At 61.2% G+C, this 17,592-nt stretch carries 17 protein-coding genes, 1 tRNA gene and 1 pseudogene; 8 read left to right on the forward strand and 11 right to left on the reverse strand.

The window, feature by feature from the left end:
- The first annotated feature begins 151 nt into the window (after positions 1–151).
- The 3 genes and pseudogenes from JWR98_RS28145 (at position 152) to JWR98_RS28155 (ending at position 3,565) form a co-directional block, all read left to right on the forward strand.
- Entirely contained in the window at positions 152–1,447 is a 1,296-nt protein-coding gene (locus tag JWR98_RS28145) for a murein hydrolase activator EnvC family protein (protein WP_017529552.1), read from the forward strand.
- Between the two features lie 30 nt (positions 1,448–1,477).
- Complete coding sequence (locus JWR98_RS28150; protein WP_205491799.1) at positions 1,478–2,791, forward strand: S41 family peptidase; 1,314 nt, start codon at positions 1,478–1,480, stop codon at positions 2,789–2,791.
- Between the two features lies 1 nt (position 2,792).
- Positions 2,793–3,565 (forward strand): annotated as a pseudogene (locus JWR98_RS28155) (divergent polysaccharide deacetylase family protein).
- Between the two features lie 115 nt (positions 3,566–3,680).
- Here the strand turns inward: JWR98_RS28155 and JWR98_RS28160 are convergent.
- The 7 genes from JWR98_RS28160 to JWR98_RS28190 all read right to left on the reverse strand — a co-directional run bounded on the left by JWR98_RS28160 (position 3,681) and on the right by JWR98_RS28190 (position 9,400).
- A complete protein-coding gene (locus tag JWR98_RS28160) occupies positions 3,681–4,436 on the reverse strand; it encodes a substrate-binding periplasmic protein (protein ID WP_205491801.1) in 756 nt (251 codons plus the stop codon).
- Positions 4,437–4,503: 67 nt separating this feature from the next.
- Positions 4,504–5,274 carry an imidazole glycerol phosphate synthase subunit HisF gene (hisF, locus tag JWR98_RS28165; RefSeq protein ID WP_003171107.1) on the reverse strand — a complete coding sequence of 257 codons (771 nt, stop codon included), beginning with the start codon at positions 5,272–5,274 and terminating at the stop codon, positions 4,504–4,506.
- A gap of 9 nt (positions 5,275–5,283) precedes the next feature.
- Entirely contained in the window at positions 5,284–6,021 is a 738-nt protein-coding gene (gene hisA, locus JWR98_RS28170; RefSeq protein ID WP_078731159.1) for a 1-(5-phosphoribosyl)-5-[(5-phosphoribosylamino)methylideneamino]imidazole-4-carboxamide isomerase, read from the reverse strand.
- Between the two features lie 39 nt (positions 6,022–6,060).
- Positions 6,061–6,318 (reverse strand): DUF2164 domain-containing protein, encoded by a 258-nt coding sequence (locus JWR98_RS28175; protein ID WP_003171105.1) that lies wholly within the window; start codon positions 6,316–6,318, stop codon positions 6,061–6,063.
- Entirely contained in the window at positions 6,319–6,957 is a 639-nt protein-coding gene (gene hisH, locus JWR98_RS28180) for an imidazole glycerol phosphate synthase subunit HisH (RefSeq protein WP_078731158.1), read from the reverse strand. It lies immediately after the preceding gene.
- Positions 6,957–7,550 (reverse strand): imidazoleglycerol-phosphate dehydratase HisB, encoded by a 594-nt coding sequence (hisB, locus tag JWR98_RS28185; RefSeq protein WP_017849940.1) that lies wholly within the window; start codon positions 7,548–7,550, stop codon positions 6,957–6,959. Before hisB ends, hisH begins: the two co-directional genes overlap by 1 nt.
- Before the next feature lie 188 nt (positions 7,551–7,738).
- A complete protein-coding gene (locus JWR98_RS28190; RefSeq protein ID WP_205491803.1) occupies positions 7,739–9,400 on the reverse strand; it encodes an OFA family MFS transporter in 1,662 nt (553 codons plus the stop codon).
- Between the two features lie 323 nt (positions 9,401–9,723).
- On the opposite strand from JWR98_RS28190, the gene JWR98_RS28195 reads away from it, so the two are divergent.
- The 4 genes from JWR98_RS28195 to JWR98_RS28210 all read left to right on the forward strand — a co-directional run bounded on the left by JWR98_RS28195 (position 9,724) and on the right by JWR98_RS28210 (position 13,446).
- Positions 9,724–11,934, forward strand: coding sequence for an AsmA family protein (locus JWR98_RS28195; RefSeq protein WP_078731156.1), 2,211 nt, complete (start codon positions 9,724–9,726; stop codon positions 11,932–11,934).
- On the forward strand, positions 11,931–12,998 hold the full coding sequence (mutY, locus tag JWR98_RS28200; RefSeq protein ID WP_205491805.1) for an A/G-specific adenine glycosylase: 1,068 nt from the start codon (positions 11,931–11,933) through the stop codon (positions 12,996–12,998). The genes JWR98_RS28195 and mutY overlap by 4 nt, the downstream gene beginning before the upstream one ends.
- Positions 12,995–13,267: an oxidative damage protection protein gene (locus JWR98_RS28205; protein WP_078731154.1), complete on the forward strand. Its 273-nt coding sequence runs from the start codon at positions 12,995–12,997 to the stop codon at positions 13,265–13,267. Before mutY ends, JWR98_RS28205 begins: the two co-directional genes overlap by 4 nt.
- Before the next feature lie 103 nt (positions 13,268–13,370).
- Positions 13,371–13,446 (forward strand) — tRNA-Phe (locus JWR98_RS28210).
- A gap of 207 nt (positions 13,447–13,653) precedes the next feature.
- On the opposite strand, the gene JWR98_RS28215 is transcribed toward JWR98_RS28210, so the two are convergent.
- From JWR98_RS28215 to relB, 4 genes are all read right to left on the reverse strand, one after another.
- On the reverse strand, positions 13,654–15,261 hold the full coding sequence (locus tag JWR98_RS28215) for an ArnT family glycosyltransferase (protein WP_205491810.1): 1,608 nt from the start codon (positions 15,259–15,261) through the stop codon (positions 13,654–13,656).
- An 87-nt stretch (positions 15,262–15,348) separates the two neighbouring features.
- Positions 15,349–16,314, reverse strand: coding sequence for an arsenic resistance protein (locus tag JWR98_RS28220; protein WP_078731152.1), 966 nt, complete (start codon positions 16,312–16,314; stop codon positions 15,349–15,351).
- A 59-nt stretch (positions 16,315–16,373) separates the two neighbouring features.
- Positions 16,374–16,664 (reverse strand): type II toxin-antitoxin system RelE/ParE family toxin, encoded by a 291-nt coding sequence (locus JWR98_RS28225; RefSeq protein ID WP_225908885.1) that lies wholly within the window; start codon positions 16,662–16,664, stop codon positions 16,374–16,376.
- Positions 16,654–16,848 carry a type II toxin-antitoxin system RelB family antitoxin gene (relB, locus tag JWR98_RS28230; protein WP_078731168.1) on the reverse strand — a complete coding sequence of 65 codons (195 nt, stop codon included), beginning with the start codon at positions 16,846–16,848 and terminating at the stop codon, positions 16,654–16,656. The genes JWR98_RS28225 and relB overlap by 11 nt, the downstream gene beginning before the upstream one ends.
- A 307-nt stretch (positions 16,849–17,155) precedes the next feature.
- Here relB and JWR98_RS28235 point away from each other — a divergent pair, with 307 nt between their 5' ends.
- Positions 17,156–17,569: a hypothetical protein gene (locus JWR98_RS28235; protein WP_078731150.1), complete on the forward strand. Its 414-nt coding sequence runs from the start codon at positions 17,156–17,158 to the stop codon at positions 17,567–17,569.
- The last annotated feature ends 23 nt before the right edge of the window (positions 17,570–17,592 follow it).

Genomic DNA, 17,592 nt, shown 5'->3' on the forward strand with positions numbered 1-17,592 from the left:
CCACATTGGAGTTCCCGTGTTTGATAGATGTCTTTTTGCCATACCTGCGCCACTCGGCACCTAACTTGCCCGCCAGCCCCAATTGGGCGTTTTTTTTGCCGCGCTTGGCGGGCATACTAGGCCGTCCCTTTCCCTGGTGTCGCCCGCCTCTATGCTTCGCGCCTTGATTACCCTTGCTCTTGTCTGCCTGCTCCAACCGGCGTTTGCCGATGAGCGCGCACAAACCCAACAACAGTTGGACGCTACGCGTCAGGACATTACCGAGCTGAAAAAACTGCTCGGCAAGCTCCAGGAAGAAAAATCCGGAGTGCAGAAAGACCTGCGCGGCACGGAAACCGAAATGGGCAAGCTGGAGAAGCAGGTCCAGGAGCTGCAAAAAGAACTAAAGAAGAGCGAGTCGGAACTGGAGCGACTCGACGCTGAGAAAAAAAAACTCCAGAGCGCACGCGTTGAACAGCAACGCCTGATCGCGATCCAGGCCCGCGCCGCCTACCAGAGCGGCCGCCAGGAATACCTCAAGCTGCTGCTCAACCAGCAGAACCCCGAAAAATTCGCGCGCACCCTGACCTACTACGACTACCTGAGCAAGGCTCGTCTGGAGCAACTCAAAAGCTTCAACGAGACGCTGCGCCAGTTGGTCAATGTCGAGCAGGAGATCGCCAACCAGCAATCGCAGTTGCAGGACCAGAAAAGCGCCCTCGACACCCAGCGCGACGAACTCGACAAGGTCCGCAAGGAACGTCAGCTGGCCTTGGCCAAGCTCAATGACGACGTAAAGGCCCGCGACGCCAAGCTGCAGGCTCGCGAGCAGGACCAGGCCGACCTGGCCAAAGTGCTCAAGACCATCGAAGAAACCCTGGCGCGCCAGGCACGTGAGGCAGAAGAAGCGCGACAAAAAGCGCTGATCGCCCAGCAGGAAGCCGAAAAAAAGCGCCAGCGTGAGGCCGAACTGGCAGCCACCACGGATGCTCCGGCACCGCGTAAACCGGCGCATTCAGCCCCTGGCCCGTTGGTTTCCAGCGCAGGCGAGTCCTTCGGCGGCCCATTTGCTTCAGCCCGCGGCAAACTTCCATGGCCGGTTGATGGTCGATTGCTGGCACGCTTTGGAGAAACCCGTGGCGATGACACCCGTGCCAAGTGGGACGGGGTGATGATCAGCGCCTCCGCCGGTAGCCAGGTGCATGCCGTCCACGGTGGGCGCGTGGTATTTGCCGATTGGCTGCGGGGCGCCGGTTTGTTGGTGATTCTCGACCACGGAAATGGCTATTTGAGCCTTTATGGCCACAATCAGACATTGCTCAAGTCGGCAGGTGATGTTGTAAAAGCCGGTGAATCCATCTCCACTGTCGGTAACAGTGGTGGCCAGGACACCCCGGCGCTGTACTTCGCTATTCGTCAGCAGGGCCGCCCGAGCGACCCTGCACAATGGTGCAGATCCCAAGGATAGGGTCTCATCTACATTAGGAGTTCGTTCGACATGCTGCATTTGTCCCGCCTCACTTCGCTGGCCCTGACGATCGCCCTGGTGATCGGCGCGCCGCTGGCTTTTGCCGATCAGGCCGCCCCCGCTGCAGCCGCCTCTGCCGCGACCACCAAGGCGCCGTTGCCGCTGGACGAGCTGCGCACCTTCGCCGAGGTCATGGACCGGATCAAGGCAGCTTATGTCGAACCCGTAGACGACAAGACCCTGCTGGAAAATGCCATCAAGGGCATGCTCAGCAACCTCGACCCGCATTCCGCCTACCTGGGCCCGGAAGACTTCGCCGAGCTGCAGGAAAGCACCAGCGGTGAATTCGGCGGCCTGGGCATCGAAGTTGGCGCCGAAGACGGCAACATCAATGTTGTGTCGCCGATCGACGATACCCCGGCGTCGAAGGCCGGCATCCAGGCCGGTGACTTTATCGTCAAGATCAACGGCCAGCCGACCCGCGGCCAGACCATGACCGAAGCCGTCGACAAGATGCGCGGCAAGATCGGCCAGAAAATCACCCTGACCCTGGTGCGCGACGGCGGCAACCCGTTTGACGTGACGCTGACCCGCGCGACCATCGTGGTCAAGAGCGTGAAGAGCCAGTTGCTGGAGTCGGGCTACGGCTACATCCGCATCACCCAGTTCCAGGTCAAGACCGGCGACGAAGTGGCCAAGGCCCTGGCCAAGCTGCGCAAGGACAACGGCAAGAAACTCAGCGGCTTGGTGCTCGACCTGCGTAACAACCCAGGCGGCGTACTGCAATCGGCGGTGGAAGTGGTTGACCATTTCATCACCAAAGGCCTGATCGTCTACACCAAGGGCCGTATCGCCAACTCCGAGCTGCGCTTCTCGGCCACCGGCAACGACCTCAGCGAAAACGTGCCACTGGCGGTGCTGATCAACGGCGGCAGCGCCTCAGCCTCGGAAATCGTCGCCGGCGCCCTGCAGGATCAAAAACGCGGCGTGCTGATGGGCACCACCAGCTTCGGCAAAGGCTCGGTGCAAACCGTGTTGCCGCTGAACAACGATCGTGCGCTGAAGATCACCACCGCCTTGTACTACACGCCGAATGGCCGCTCGATCCAGGCCCAGGGCATCGTGCCGGACATCGAAGTACGCAAAGCCAAGATCACCAACGAGATCGACAGCGAATACTACAAAGAGGCGGACCTGCAGGGTCACCTGGGCAATGGCAACGGCGGTGCCGACCAGCCGACCGGCAGCAGCGCGAAAGCCAAGCCGATGCCGCAGGACGATGACTATCAGTTGGCCCAGGCGCTGAGCCTGCTCAAGGGCCTGAGCATCACGCGCAGCCGTTGATATGCGCGTTGCCCTGATCATCGCTGTGCTGTGCAGCCTGGCCGGAGTCGCTCACGCGACCCCGGCGGCGAGCCGCGCAAAGCCTACCTCACCTTGATCATCGACGACCTTGGGCAAAACCTGCCACGGGACCGGCGCGTGCTGGCCCTGCCCGGGCCTGTCACCACCGCGATCATGCCCGACACACCCCACGCCGCCGAATTCGCCCGCGAAGCCCACAAGGCCGGCAAGATCGTGATCCTGCACATGCCCATGGACCCGGCCACCGGGCCGTTCGCCTGGCACCCCGAGCTGTCTATCGAAGAACTGGGCAAACGCCTGGACGCCGCCTTCACCGCGGTACCCTACACCGCCGGCATCAACAACCACATGGGCAGCCGCATGACGGCACAACCGGCTGCCATGGCCTGGTTGATGGCCGAGCTGCAACGACGCAACAAGTTCTTCGTCGACAGCCGTACCAGCGCACAGACGGTAGCCGCCGCCGAGGCGCAGAAGATCGGCCTGGCCAGTGTCTCGCGGGATGTGTTTCTGGACGACGAACGTACCGAAGCGGCAATCACCACGCAGCTGCAGACAGCGATCAAGCTGGCCCACAAGCAGGGCTCAGCCGTGATGATCGGCCACCCTTATCCGCAGACGCTGGCGGTGCTGGAGCGCGAACTGCCCAAGCTCAAGGCCCAGGGCATCGACTGGATCGATATCAAGTTGATGATCAGTGTGCGCAGCAATCAGGCCATGACCGCACACGGTAAAAATGGCGCGTATCGCTGACCGACCACTGTGGCGAGGGAGCTTGCTCCCGCTGGGCTGCGTAGCGGCCCCAAGAATGTTGGGAGCGCTGCGCACTCCAGCGGGAGCAAGCTCCCTCACCACAGTGAGTTCGCGTTTACAGGTAGTTGGCCATGATCTCGTCTACCCGCCCGTCCTTGCGTAACTCATCCAGCGCAGCCTGGAGCTTGGTTACCAATTCGTCCGGCACCTCCTTGTTCAACGCAAGATAAAGCTGCGCACTGTTGAACCGCAACACCGTCCTGAGCCCCGTCACACCCACCTGCCGCGCCAAATAGCGCCCAGCAGGATCGCCGGTGGCCCACAAGTCGATCTGGCCATCCAGCAGCTTTTGCGCGTTGTCCTGGTCGCGCAACACCACTACCGGGTTGAGGCCCTGCTTCTCCAGGCTCTCGGCGATGGCATCGCCCTTGTAGGCGCCGATCCTGTAGCCCCGCGCGTGCTCCAGGTCATCGAGCTTGAGCGTGCTGTCGGCCTTGGCCAGCAGCACCCAGTCATCCGGACCGATGGGGCCGACCCACTTGAACAGCGCTTCGCGGTCCGGCAGACGCGCCATCACGAATACGCCATAGCCGGGTTTCTCCAGGGCGAGCTTGTAGATTCGCTCCCAGGGGAAACGCAGGGTGAGGTTGTAGGAAATGCCGGCACGCTTGAAGGTCTCGCGCACGATGTCCACGGCGATGCCTTCGATATTCTCGTCCTTGGCGAAATTCTTGCCGTTTTTTGCCATGTTGTAGGGCGGGAAATTTTCCGTCAGCAACACCAGGGTGGTGTCAGACGGTTCTTCGGCGTGGGCAGTACCGGCCATGAGCACGGAGGTACTGGCGAGGGCGAGCAGCAGCTGTTTGAACATGAAAAGTTACCGGAATCCATGGCAAGCGCAGAGAGTGCCGCGCACTTGCCATGCTGTCCAGCGGCGTTTAGCGCACGACGATACCGCGCGCCGCCATGTAGGCTTTTGCCTCGGGAACGGTGTATTCGCCAAAGTGGAAAATACTCGCCGCCAGCACCGCGCTGGCGTGGCCTTCGATGACGCCATCGGCGAGGTGCTGCAGGTTACCGACGCCCCCGGAGGCAATCACCGGAATGCCCAGCGCATCGCTGATAGCGCGGGTCACGCCCAGGTCGAAGCCGTTTTTCATGCCGTCCTGGTCCATGCTGGTCAGCAGGATTTCACCGGCGCCCAGGCCTTCCATCTTCATCGCCCACTCCACCGCGTCCAGGCCGGTGGGTTTGCGCCCGCCGTGGGTGAAGATCTCCCAGCGCGGGGTTTCCCCCGGACCCGAGACTTTCTTGGCGTCGATGGCCACCACGATGCACTGCGAGCCGAAGTGCTGCGCGGCTTCGCCGACAAACTCGGGGTTGAATACAGCGGCGGTGTTGATCGAGACCTTGTCCGCACCGGCATTGAGCAGGTTGCGGATGTCTTGCACGGTGCGCACGCCACCGCCTACGGTCAGCGGGATAAACACCTGGCTGGCCATGCGCTCGACGGTATGCAACGTGGTATCGCGGCCGTCGACGCTGGCGGTAATGTCGAGAAAGGTAATCTCATCGGCGCCTTGCTCATCGTAGCGACGGGCGATTTCCACCGGGTCGCCGGCGTCACGGATGTTCTCGAACTTGACGCCCTTGACCACGCGACCGTTGTCGACGTCCAGGCAAGGGATGATGCGTTTGGCCAGCGCCATGGTCAGTCCTCAGCCGTTGTAGGCATCGCAGTAAGCCTGGGCTTCGGCGACGTCCAGGGTACCTTCGTAGATCGCACGGCCGGTGATGGCGCCGATGATGCCGGGTGCCTTGGCGTCCAGCAGCGACTTGATGTCGCCCAGGTTGTGGATGCCGCCGGACGCGATCACCGGAATCTTCGTCGCCGCCGCCAGTGCCGCGGTGAACGGTACGTTGCAGCCCTGCATCATGCCGTCTTTGGCGATGTCGGTATAAACGATGGCGGACACGCCGTCGGCTTCGAACTGCCTGGCCAGGTCGATGACCTGCACGGTGCTGATTTGCGCCCAACCGTCGGTGGCGACGAAACCGTCTTTGGCGTCCAGGCCGACAATCACTTTGCCCGGGAATGCACGGCAGGCCTCGGCGACGAAGGCCGGGTCTTTCACCGCCTTGGTGCCGATGATCACGTAGCTCACGCCCGCCTTGACGTAATGCTCGATGGTTTCCAGGGAGCGGATACCGCCGCCGATCTGGATCGGCAGGTTCGGGTAGCGCTTGGCAATCGCGGTGACCACTTCGCCATTGACCGGCTGGCCTTCGAAGGCGCCGTTCAGGTCCACCAGATGCAGGCGACGGCAGCCCCCTTCCACCCATTTGGCGGCCATGCTCACCGGGTCATCGGAGAACACCGTGGAATCTTCCATGCGGCCCTGGCGCAGGCGTACGCAGGCGCCGTCCTTGAGATCGATAGCGGGGATAATCAGCATCTGGCAAACCTTATTCGATATTCAGCAATGCTTGGGAAATCAGGGTTTCTCAAGCGACCACAAGTCGCTTTCGATGCTTTCGAACCTTTCTTTAAGGAGCGTCTGCGTGTCGAAAATCGCCCTGTTGTAATAATGCGGCGCCACTTCGTGGGTGAACAGGTCGAGAATCTCCGCGACCTCGAACGAGCCCAACTTGAGTTCGAAGCGGTCTTCCATGAAACGCTTGATCTTGAGGGTAGCCTCACTCTCCTGTTCGGGGGTGAGGCGCAAGATCGGCTGCTTCGGCTTGCGGGCCATTTACCAGCGACCATCCCAGGCGGCGAAGTTCTGCAGTAATTGCAGGCCATGGGTATGGCTCTTCTCCGGGTGGAACTGCACGGCAAACCGCGAACCGTCGGCCAGCGCCGCGGCAAAGTCGACGCCGTAGTGCCCGCCACCCACCACCTGGCGCGGGTTACCGGCGGCGATGTAGTAGCTGTGTACGAAATAGAAGCGCGCCAGGTTCGGAATATCGTGCCACAGCGGATGGTCCACTGTCTGGCTGACCTCGTTCCAGCCCATGTGCGGGACTTTCAGGTGTTCGCCGTCTTCATGCAGGTCCTTGCCGAAAAACTTCACCTGGCCCGGAAACAGGCCGATGCAGTCGACGCCGGCGTTCTCTTCACTGCTGTCGAGCAAGGCTTGCATGCCGACGCAGATGCCGAGGAACGGACGGTCCTGGCTGACTTCGCGCACCAGACTGTCAAAGCCCAGGCGGCGGATCTCGGCCATGCAATCGCGAATCGCGCCAACGCCAGGGAATACCACGCGGTCGGCTTCGCGAATCACCTTGGCATCGCTGGTGATCAGCACCTTGCCGGCACCTACGTGCTCGAGGGCCTTGGCCACCGAGTGCAGGTTACCCATGCCGTAATCGATAACCGCGACCGTCTGCATTACAGAACGCCCTTGGTCGAGGGCATTTGCCCGGCCATGCGCTCATCCAGCTCCACGGCCATGCGCAGGGCGCGGCCGAAAGCCTTGAACACGGTTTCGATCTGGTGGTGGGTGTTGGTACCGCGCAGGTTGTCGATGTGCAGGCTGACGAGTGCGTGGTTGACGAAACCCTGGAAGAATTCCTGGAACAGGTCGACGTCGAAGCCGCCCACGGTGGCGCGGGTGTAGGGCACGTGCATCTGCAGGCCTGGACGGCCGGAGAAGTCGATGACCACACGCGACAGCGCTTCGTCCAGCGGGACATAGGCGTGGCCGTAGCGACGGATGCCTTTTTTGTCGCCGATGGCCTTGGCAAATGCCTGGCCGAGGGTGATGCCCACGTCTTCCACCGTGTGGTGGTCGTCGATGTGCAGGTCGCCTTTGCTGACGATATCCAGGTCGATCAGCCCGTGACGGGCGATCTGGTCCAGCATGTGCTCAAGAAAAGGAACACCGATATCAAATCGGGCCTTTCCGGTGCCATCCAGGTTGATCGAGGCTTTGATCTGGGTTTCCAGAGTGTCGCGCTCGACGGACGCCTTACGTTCGGCCATCACCAGCTCCGCAAAATCATTGGGCGAAAAAGGCAGCCATTATAGGGGCGCGGGCGCTAAACAGAAACATCGAAGGGGATAAGACTGATGGAGTGTCGGGGATAGACATGTGCATACAGGTGGGACCGACTGATGAAAACTCCACACATCCAAGGTGGGAGGGGGGCAAGCCCCTCCCACTCTTGATGTCAGTGGAACAGTACCGCGGTCTTCTGCAGGGTCACCCACACACCCCACGCCAACGGAATACCCACCACCAGCCAGGCGGCAATCGCCAACGGCTTGCTGCCGGCAGAGGCTTTCCACTCCAGCACGGTAGTGGCGTCAGCCCCTTTGTCATGGCCCAGCGCTTGCTCGGCGGCGAGTTCCGCGTCGGTCATGAAGTACTTGTCGGCCACCGGGCGCACCAGCAGGTTGCAGATGAACCCCAGCACCAGCAGGCCGGCGAGAATGTACAAGGTGATGTCATAGGCCGCGGCGCGTTCGACGCCGATGCTCAATTGATATTCACGCAGGTAGTTCACCAGCACCGGGCCCAGCACACCCGCCGCGGCCCATGCGGTCAGCAGGCGGCCGTGGATCGCGCCCACCATCTGGGTACCGAACAGGTCGGCCAGGTAGGCCGGGACGGTCGCAAAACCACCGCCGTACATCGACAGGATGATGCAGAACGCCGCCACGAACAGCGCTACGTTGCCCAGGTGACCGAGGTTCGGGATCAGCGCGTACAGGGCAAAGCCCAGGGCGAAGAACACGAAGTAGGTGTTTTTACGCCCCAGATAGTCGGAGAACGACGCCCAGAAGAACCGGCCACCGATGTTGAACAGGCTCAACAGACCGGTGAAACCCGCCGCGATGGCAGCAATGGATGCAAGCTGCCCGGCGTCCAGTTGGCCGAACGGCACATCCACACCCAGCAGCTTGCCGCCGAACACTTCCTGCAGCAGCGGCGAAGCCATGCCGAGGATACCGATACCGGCCGACACGTTCAGACACAACACCAGCCAAACCAGGCGGAACTGCGGGGTTTTCCAGGCCACGTTCACGTGCACGTGACGGTGAGTGATCATCGCGTTGCTGGCTTTTTTCGCCGGCGCAGTCCAACCCTCAGGCTTCCAGCCGGTCGGTGGCACGCGGTAGGACAGCGCGCCGCCGATCATGAACACGAAGTAGATCGCCGCCATCACCAGGAAGCTCTGCCATACGCCCACGCTGGTCGGCGAAGCGAAGTGCCCCATCAGCGCCGCAGCCAGGGGCGCGCCTACCATTGCGCCGCCGCCGAAGCCCATGATCGCCATGCCGGTGGCCATGCCGCGCTTGTCCGGGAACCACTTGATCAGGGTCGACACCGGCGAGATATAGCCCAGGCCCAGGCCGATACCGCCGATCACGCCGGAGCCGATCCACATCAGCCAGATCTGGTGGGTATAGATCCCCAACGCCGAGATCAGCAGGCCGCCGCACCAGCAAAGCGCCGACACAACACCGGCCTTGCGTGGCCCGGCGTGTTCCAGCCAGCCGCCCCAGATCGCTGCCGAGCAGCCCAGGAAGATGAAGAACAGGGTGTAGATCCAGCCCAGCATGGAGATGGGCCAGTCGCATTGGGACGAAAAAACCTGCGCGATAAAACTCATGTCCGGCGCGCAGGCCACGGGCGCGGTGATCCCCAGTGCCTTGGACAGCGGCAACCAGAACACCGAGAAACCGTAGGCCATGCCGATGCACAGATGGATGGCCAGGGCGGCCGGTGGAACCAGCCAGCGGTTGAACCCTGGCTTGGCGATAATGCGCTCCTTGGACAGGAACGCAGGCTGCTCGGCGGTGTGACCCGCCGCAGTGCTGGTGCTCATTGATGTTTCCCCCAGTTATTAGTCGTTGTTCGTCAGGCGCTCTCTCCCTCGGCCTTGCACGCAAAGCGTGGCCGTTTTTTTGAGTGAAACTCCATTTTGGCGCGACGATAGGTCGCAGAAGGCGGACGAACGCGCAAAGATTAGCATTTGAGAACGCCAAAAAAACCAAAATGCCATCACTTTCCCGGATTTTTTTGTTTTATTGACGTCAAATTCCCGTTCCGCCTGGCGCGGATACAATGTAACGATCGGTGAACTGACGAAGGCCGTCGGGCGTTATACTCTGCGGCTAAATTTTGAAATCGACATACAAGGACTCGCCCATGAAAGCGTTCGGCAAAATCCTGGGTCTGGTACTTCTCGGGCTGTTGCTGATCATCGTGGCTCTCGGCTTTGCCCTGACCCACCTGTTCGATCCCAACGACTACAAAGAAGAGATTCGCCAGATTGCCCGCGACAAGGCCCACATCGAGCTGACGCTCAATGGCGACATCGGCTGGAGCCTGTTCCCCTGGCTCGGCCTCGAGCTGCATGAAGCCAGCGTGGCCACCCTGACCGCCCCGACCCAACCTTTTGCAGACCTGCAAATGCTCGGCCTTTCCGTGCGCGTGCTGCCACTGCTGCGCCGCGAAGTGCAGATGAGCGACGTGCGCGTCGAAGGCCTGAACCTGCGCCTCACCCGCGACAAGCAGGGCCATGGCAACTGGGAAGACATCGGCAAGAACGCGCCGGTGACAAGTAGCGCAACCCCCGCCCCCGTGGAGCAGCCTGCCGAGCAGGAACCGGAAAAGCCGCCAAAACCGATCCGCCTGGATATCGACAGCCTGACGGTCAACAACGCCCGCATCGAATACAACGACGAGCAAACCGGCAAGCAGTTCAGCGCCGAAAGCATCCAGCTGAGCGCCGGTGCCGTGCATGAAGGCGCGAGCATCCCGGTGAAACTCACCGCCTTCTTCGGCAGCAACCAGCCGGTCATGCGCGTCAAGACCGAGCTCAACGGCAACCTGCGCATCCAGCGTGCCCTCAAGCGTTACCAGTTCGAAGACATGCGCATCAGCGGTGAAGCCACCGGCGAGCCGCTGCAAGGCAAGACTGTAACCTTCTCCACCCAGGGCCAGTTGCTGGTGGACCAGGCGGCCAATATCGCCGAATGGACCAACCTGAAGCTCTCGGCCAACCAACTGCGCGCACTGGGCGAACTGAAGGTCAACGACCTGGACAAGACCCCGCAGCTCAGCGGCGCCCTGTCCATCGCCCAGCTCGACCTGGCCAAGTTCCTCGACAGCATCGGCAGGCCATTGCCGCCGATGGCCGAGGGCAGCCTGAGCAAGGTCGAACTGGTCAGCCGCCTCAAGGGCACGCCGACCAGCGTGGCCCTGGAAGACCTCAACCTGAAACTCGACGGCAGCACCTTCACCGGCCGCGTGGCCGTGGACGATTTTGCCAAGCAGTCATTGCGCGTGCGGCTCAAGGGCGACACGTTCAACGCCGACAACTACCTGCCGGCGAAATCCGAATCCGCCAAGGGCGCAACCGCTGCGCGCCAGGCCGAAGTGCAGAACAGCGAAGCCGGCGCCATGGCGGCCGGCGGCACCACACCGCTGCCGGATGCACCGACCAAAAGCGCCTGGAGCACCGACAAGCTGCTACCGCTGGCGCACCTGCGCAAGCTGGACGTAGACGCCGATCTGGCCTTCGGCCAACTGACGCTGAGCAAACTGCCGATCCAGAATGCCGTGCTCAAAGCCTCCGGTATCAATGGTCAGCTCAAGCTCGACGCGCTCAGCGGCGGGCTCTACGACGGTACGTTCCAGGCCAACGGCACGCTCGATGTACGCCAGGACGTACCGGTACTGGCGCTGCAAAGCCGCATCAGGCAAGTACCGATCGAGCGCATCCTGCAAGCCCAGGGGCAAACGCCGCCGGTCAAAGGCCAGGTCACGCTCGACAGCAACCTGACCGGCCGTGGCAACAGCCAAAAGGCCCTGATCGACAGCCTCAGCGGCACCGCCAGTTTTGCGATCAACAACGGCGTGCTGCTCAACGCCAACCTTGAGCAGCAACTGTGCACTGGCATCGCCATGCTCAACCGCAAGACCTTGAGCGGCGAACAGCGCGGCAAAGACACGCCATTCCAGGAGCTGAAGGGCAACCTGACGTTGCGCAACGGCGTGGCCAACAACCCTGACCTGAAAGTGCGCATCCCAGGGCTGGCGGTCAATGGCAACGGTGACGTCGACCTGCGCGTGCTGGGCATGGACTACCGCGTCGGCATCATCGTCGAAGGCGACCAGCGCGAAGTGCCGGACCCGGCCTGTGAAGTGGGCGCCAACTTCCGCGACATCGAAGTACCGCTGCGCTGCCGTGGCCCGCTGGAGCTGGGCGCCAAGGCCTGCCGCCTGGATAAGGACGGCTTGAGCCAGGTGGCGCTCAAGGCCGCCGGCAACAAGCTCAGCGACAAGCTGGAAGAGAAGCTCGACAAGGTCAACCCACAGCTCAAAGATGCTTTGAAAGGCCTGTTCAAACGATGAGAAACGAGCAGTTTTCAACGGCGGTGCTGGACTGGTACGATCGCCATGGCCGCCACGATCTGCCTTGGCAACAGGGCATCACGCCTTATCGGGTGTGGGTGTCGGAGATCATGCTGCAACAGACTCAGGTCAGCACCGTGCTCAATTATTTCGACCGCTTCATGGCCTCGCTGCCAACGGTCGAAGCCCTGGCCGCCGCGCCGGAAGACGAAGTGCTGCACCTGTGGACCGGCCTGGGCTACTACACCCGGGCGCGCAACCTGCAAAAGACCGCCAGGATCATCGTGACCGAGTACGGCGGAGAGTTTCCCCGTGATGTGGAAAAGCTCACCGAATTGCCCGGCATCGGCCTGTCCACCGCCGGCGCGATCGCCAGCCTGAGCATGGGCCTGCGCGCGCCGATCCTCGACGGCAACGTCAAGCGCGTACTGGCGCGCTTTACCGCGCAAGAAGGCTACCCAGGCGAGCCCAAGGTGGCCAAACAGCTGTGGGCCACCGCAGAACGCTTCACGCCCCATGATCGGGTCAACGCCTACACCCAGGCGATGATGGACATGGGCGCCACGCTCTGCACCCGCAGCAAACCCAGCTGCCTGCTGTGCCCGCTGGAAAAAGGCTGTGAAGCCCACATGCTCGGCCTGGAGACGCGCTACCCGATCCCCAAGCCGCGCAAGACCATCCCGCAGAAACGCACGCTGATGCCGATGCTGGCCAATGCCGAGGGCGAGATCCTGCTTTATCGGCGCCCGTCCACGGGGCTGTGGGGCGGTTTGTGGAGCCTGCCCGAACTGGACGACCTGGCGGACCTCGACCACCTCGCCAACCAGCACGCGCTCGAACTGGGCAAGCACCAGGAACTGCCGGGGCTGGTCCATACCTTCAGCCACTTCCAACTGGCCATCGAACCCTGGCTGGTGCGGGTCGAGGAAACCGCCCTTCACGTGGCCGAGGCCGACTGGCTCTGGTATAACCTCGCCACCCCGCCGCGCCTGGGCCTTGCCGCCCCGGTCAAGAAACTGCTGAAGCGCGCGGCCGACGTATTGAATGCAGGAGAGTCGTCATGACCCGCACCGTAATGTGCCGCAAGTACAAAGAAGAACTGCCAGCTCTGGAGCGCCCTCCGTATCCGGGCGCCAAGGGCCAGGACATTTACGAGCACGTCTCGGCCAAAGCCTGGGGCGACTGGCTGAAACACCAGACCCTGCTGATCAACGAAAAACGCCTGAACATGATGAACGCCGAAGACCGTAAATACCTGGCGGGCGAGATGGACAAGTTCTTTTCCGGCGAGGAATACGCCCAAGCCGAAGGTTACGTGCCACCTGCTCAATAATTGATCAAAAACCGGGGTCGGCACGTAAGCGACGGTAATAATTAAATATTTTTTGAAAACTTGCTTGACGACCCCCTGAAAAACCCGTTTAATGCGCCCCGTTGCCCAGATAGCTCAGTCGGTAGAGCAGGGGATTGAAAATCCCCGTGTCGGCGGTTCGATTCCGTCTCTGGGCACCACCTTTCGTTTTCAGGTGATGCCAAGCACACCTGAAAGCACACAAGAAACCCGCCTAGTGCGGGTTTTTTGTTGTCTGGGATTTGACTTATCCAAGCGGCGATTTTGAGATAATGAATTCACTTCCCATCCCCTCGAACCTTATGCCGCAAGGGCTGCGGCATAGGCTTTTTGAGATGACGCTCTGCGCAGTTAGAGATACTCATCGCTTACTCAAGCAAAAACACCATCAGCGGATTGTCGTTCAACCGCCCTTCAAAGCTTGGCACCAGATGCTCAACGGGCGTGCCCTTCAGCAGCGCAGTCTCCTTGCGCGCCACAATTACCCAGGCCGGTCGCGGCACAGCGTCCAATCGCTCAAGCTGATTGCCGCCGATAAACACCGGCTGCTCATCGTGGTCCAGGTTCATCATGTAGCGCACTGCCCAGGTATCGCGACCGAGGTTGATAAACACCAGGGGCCCCGGCTGTGCCTGGCGCAACGTCTCTACCTGGCTGACAAAGGTGCGGGTGTCGAACTGTAGATCCTTGGCCGGCTCGACCACGCTCACCAGCAGCAACCATTGTGCCACCAATGCGATCAAGCTGAGCCACACCAGCCGCCCTGCCCGGCGCCAGGCAATCAACGCCAACACTTGCAACACCACCAGCACACCAATCAGCAACGGCAGCGAAACGTCCGGCCAGTAACCGTGCTTTTGCCACCCGTGCCGACACACAAACACCACAACCACGCACAACGCCGGCAGCGCCGCGACAAGGCCCTCGTAGCAGCGACGCACGCCCACGAGCCAGCCTTGCGCTTGCAGCAGCCCATAGGCGGCGACAGCGGCAAACAGCGGCACCATCGGCAGGATGTAATAAGCGCGCTTGAAGTTTGGCACCGACAGACCGAGCAGGATCATCAAGCCGCAGGCGCCAAGCCTGACCACCCGTTGCACATCGGCATCGCTGTGTCGCACGGACCAGCGATGGCGCAAGGCAACCAGCGTGGCCAGCGCCAGGGGCACCACGGGGAAATAGCGATACAGACTCAACTGAAAGTAAAAGTAGAACGGCTCGCCGCTTTCATCCAGGCGCCCGCCGACCTGCATCCTGAACACCTCATCGGCAAACGCCTCGCCACCGCTGATGCGCGCCAGCTTCACCAGCAACCACCAACAGGCCGCCAGCAACACCAGGCCGACGACACCGTGGATCAGCACCTGCTTGACTCGCTCCCCCGGCTTGCCCAGCGCCCAATACACGCACACCACGCCGCAGACCTCGATCAACCCCAACGGCCCGCGTATCGCAAAGCCGAGGATAAACAGCGGGAACACCGCCAACCGCCGGAGCCGCGAACCCAGGCGCTCGCCACTGTGCAGCAGGTAGAAACTGCCGACACACAGCAACGCCACCATCTGGTCCAGGCATACCGAACGCGATTTTTCCAGCAGTTGAGTGGTGAGCAGGGTCAGCAACACGGTGAGCAGCGCCCACTGCCGACTTGACGGGACCAGCAGGCGATACATCAATGCGACGACCCCGGCGGACGCCAGGGCGGTGGGCAGCACGTTCGCCAGATGGTTGGGCGCACCGAACAAGCGGGCACATATAAAACTGAGGAAGGTCGCGGTGCCAGGGTAGTCCGCGTAAGGCTGCCCATAGGTGGTGGGGAAAAGACTCGCGCCATGGCGAAACATTTCCTGCATGAACAGCGCCCAGCGCCCATCAAATCCCTGGGGCTGCTGATTCCAGATGCCCAAGGTAAAAAGCAACAAGGCAAACAGGAAAATGCCCAGGGATTCGAGGCGAAAGCGGTTGTGGTGATCCATCGATTGACCTGCCAGGTGGAGAAAGCCGACGTATGTTGCCGACCACGTCCCTGAACAGCGCCTGAACAGGCTTGAACATTTACCGGTTCAGCGTTTTAAGGGCCACACCACTACCGGGATCAGGCGGACGTAGATCAATTCGGCCACCAGCTCGACCAGGGTTTGCAGGATCACCGCCGTCGCCGCCAGCCCGCGCACGTCTTCGGGCAGCGCCAGGGCCAAGGGCAACACCACCAGCGAGTTGCGTGTCGATGCACTGAACGTCACCGCACGCGCCGTGGGCGCCGGCAACGCAAACAGCCGCGCAGCCAGCATCCCCATCAACGGCGCCAGCAGCACAAAGGCCACATAAATCGGGATCACCGGCATCAGTAAGTCGATATCACGCACCACCGAGGTGATTTGCGAGCCGATCACCACGAACAGAACCAGCGCCATCGCGGGCACGGGCAACCAGGCCCATACGTCATTCCAGGCATTGATAACCCTCGAGCGTCGTGCCAGAGCAGTGGTCAGCACCGCAAGCACCATCGGCAGCAAAATCAGCGCCACGAATGCCTCGATAAACGGCCCCGCCTGCACCACTACCTGCGACTGTGTCCCCAGCATCAAACCCAGGTACACCGGCAACAGCGCCAACTGCAGCAACAACAGCAACGGCGTGGCCGCCAGCATCAATCGCGAATCGCCCTTGCCGATATGAGTGAACACCACCACGTAATCGATGCATGGCGTCAACAACACCAGCAAGGCCCCCACCAACAACGCCGGGCGCTCTACCAGGCCACGGGTCAATCCCCATACCAGCAGCGGCACCAAAATGAAATTGGCCAGCAACAACGCCGACAGGAAGCGCTTGTTGCTCAAGCCTGCACGCAGGTCCAGAAAGGGGATTTGCAGGAACATCGCATACATCAGTATCGCGATGGAGGGCGTGATGCATGCGCTCAGAGCGTGAGCCGATAAAGGCGCGAGCAGGCCAACGACTGCAGCCAGGAGAACGGTGACGAAGTAGAGGGGGATCTGGTGGTGTTCGAGGGTGTCGCGGGTCATGGGTGCACTCAAGAAAACTGCAGAGACGCCAGCCTATGCGCCTAATGGCGCGAGGTCGACTAGTGCAACCCAATAGCATCCGAGGGATATTCCTGACGAGTATGCAGCACCGCCAGTATTTCGACTTGTTCTATCACTCGATAGATCACCAAATAATTGGGATGAACAACCATTTCCCGAGTGCCAGACAAGCGGCCGCGCTTAAATCCATAAGGCATTGAAGACAACCCCTCAGCAGCCTTCACAATGGTTCGATGCAGCGAAGCAGCAGCGTTGGGATTGTATTGCTCAATGTAGTCAATGATATCGGTCAGGGCTACAAGGGCCTCGGGTCGCCACTTAACGAGCAGCACGGCGAGCCTTACGCCTCTCTTCCAGCATTCTCTCGACTTCGGCCATGGCTTCGTCATGCGGAATACTCGGGCGAGGATCATCAATTGAAGCCTGCACCTTGGCCCGAAACCAACGGTCGTAGCTCGCGGCCTGCTCTTCTGTTTCAAACTCCGAAACGATAGGAGAAAGTGGGATGCTCATAGAGACCTCCGTAATGGATGCCTGCAAGTCTAATCTGTCCATGGTTCGCTGTCGTTTCTCTCAGATGTATGGTTTTGCCAAAAGCCGTGCGCCGGAACGATCCACGGTCCGGCAAACGAGCGGCGCGAGCGTCGAAGGTTAATAACCCTGCCAAAGCCCATACAAGTGCTGGCAAACCGCTTAACTGTTACTAAAAATAAAACCAGCACAGGGCTGCGCGTAGCGAAACACACCCGCAACCCTTGGGATTTGCCCCAACCTGCGCTTCAATACCCCACCCAGATCCTTCACCCCAGGACGCAAGCCCATGGCCTCGCCGAACAAGCAGCAAAAACGTGCCCAACGGGCCAAGACCAAGGCCAAACAGAACCGCACCCAACGCGCCGTTGCGCCCAAACCGGATGCCTTCGCGGGCGATGACAGCCGCATTGATCTTGAATCGGTGGATTTGACCGAGCTGTTCGTGAAAATGCGCGCCGCGGGCGAGATCAGCCAACAGGCGTTGTGCGCGGCATTCCTGGCCCACCCGCTGCTGGCGCTGGTGCTGGAACAGGAAGGCGAAGAAGAAGCCACCGACTTTATCCTGGCGGCGCTGATCGAGTATCGGCAGTGGGCCACGGACAGTGATGATGAAGCGGCGGCGCTCGCGTGGATTGAATCGCCAGCGTTCCAGGCGGACTATGTTGCCGCTTCCCAAGCACTCACCAACACCCAAGCCTGACACAGAACCAAATGTGGGAGGGG

This window comes from Pseudomonas lactucae (assembly GCF_016937615.1).
In the GTDB taxonomy this organism is placed as follows: Bacteria; Pseudomonadota; Gammaproteobacteria; order Pseudomonadales; family Pseudomonadaceae; genus Aquipseudomonas; species Aquipseudomonas lactucae.

Coding starts and splice junctions, on each gene's coding strand:
- JWR98_RS28145 (WP_017529552.1), top strand. CDS start 152: ATGCTTCGCGCCTTGATTACCCTTGCTCTTGTCTGCCTGCTCCAACCG.
- JWR98_RS28150 (WP_205491799.1), top strand. CDS start 1,478: ATGCTGCATTTGTCCCGCCTCACTTCGCTGGCCCTGACGATCGCCCTG.
- JWR98_RS28160 (WP_205491801.1), bottom strand. CDS start 4,436: ATGTTCAAACAGCTGCTGCTCGCCCTCGCCAGTACCTCCGTGCTCATG.
- hisF (WP_003171107.1), bottom strand. CDS start 5,274: ATGGCGCTGGCCAAACGCATCATCCCTTGCCTGGACGTCGACAACGGT.
- hisA (WP_078731159.1), bottom strand. CDS start 6,021: ATGCTGATTATCCCCGCTATCGATCTCAAGGACGGCGCCTGCGTACGC.
- JWR98_RS28175 (WP_003171105.1), bottom strand. CDS start 6,318: ATGGCCCGCAAGCCGAAGCAGCCGATCTTGCGCCTCACCCCCGAACAG.
- hisH (WP_078731158.1), bottom strand. CDS start 6,957: ATGCAGACGGTCGCGGTTATCGATTACGGCATGGGTAACCTGCACTCG.
- hisB (WP_017849940.1), bottom strand. CDS start 7,550: ATGGCCGAACGTAAGGCGTCCGTCGAGCGCGACACTCTGGAAACCCAG.
- JWR98_RS28190 (WP_205491803.1), bottom strand. CDS start 9,400: ATGAGCACCAGCACTGCGGCGGGTCACACCGCCGAGCAGCCTGCGTTC.
- JWR98_RS28195 (WP_078731156.1), top strand. CDS start 9,724: ATGAAAGCGTTCGGCAAAATCCTGGGTCTGGTACTTCTCGGGCTGTTG.
- mutY (WP_205491805.1), top strand. CDS start 11,931: ATGAGAAACGAGCAGTTTTCAACGGCGGTGCTGGACTGGTACGATCGC.
- JWR98_RS28205 (WP_078731154.1), top strand. CDS start 12,995: ATGACCCGCACCGTAATGTGCCGCAAGTACAAAGAAGAACTGCCAGCT.
- JWR98_RS28215 (WP_205491810.1), bottom strand. CDS start 15,261: ATGGATCACCACAACCGCTTTCGCCTCGAATCCCTGGGCATTTTCCTG.
- JWR98_RS28220 (WP_078731152.1), bottom strand. CDS start 16,314: ATGACCCGCGACACCCTCGAACACCACCAGATCCCCCTCTACTTCGTC.
- relB (WP_078731168.1), bottom strand. CDS start 16,848: ATGAGCATCCCACTTTCTCCTATCGTTTCGGAGTTTGAAACAGAAGAG.
- JWR98_RS28235 (WP_078731150.1), top strand. CDS start 17,156: ATGGCCTCGCCGAACAAGCAGCAAAAACGTGCCCAACGGGCCAAGACC.